Source organism: Frigoribacterium sp. AC759 (assembly GCF_979256015.1).
On the sequence record NZ_CEEDMT010000072.1, the window covers coordinates 1 to 309 of the forward strand.

Annotated in this window: 1 protein-coding gene; it reads left to right on the top strand. The window is 66.7% G+C overall.

All coding sequences use genetic code 11. The annotated features are described in order from the left end of the window. Window positions 1-60 precede the first annotated feature (60 nt). Window positions 61-309: PIN domain-containing protein (locus ACZ6JE_RS15145; RefSeq protein ID WP_464319471.1), on the top strand; the 249-nt coding region annotated here is incomplete at its 3' end.

The window sequence follows — 309 nt, forward strand, 5'->3', positions numbered from 1 at the left end:
CCTCTCTATCGAGGAGATCGGCGCCCTGACCGCGCAGGCCGGATCGGAACCCGAGCGGTCGTGAACATCACCGCCGACACCAACGTCCTCTTGCGGGCCGTCGTCGGCGACGACGAAGATCAGCAGCGTCTGGCGATCGACGCCCTGGAGACCGCAGATCGGGTCGCGGTCAGCACCCAATCCCTGTGCGAGTTCGCCTGGGTTCTGGCGCGGGGCTATCGCGCTTCTCGCGAGGACATCGCCACCGCCATTCGTCGCCTTCTGGACATGCACAACATATCGGTGGATCGCCCCGCCGCAGAGGCCGGT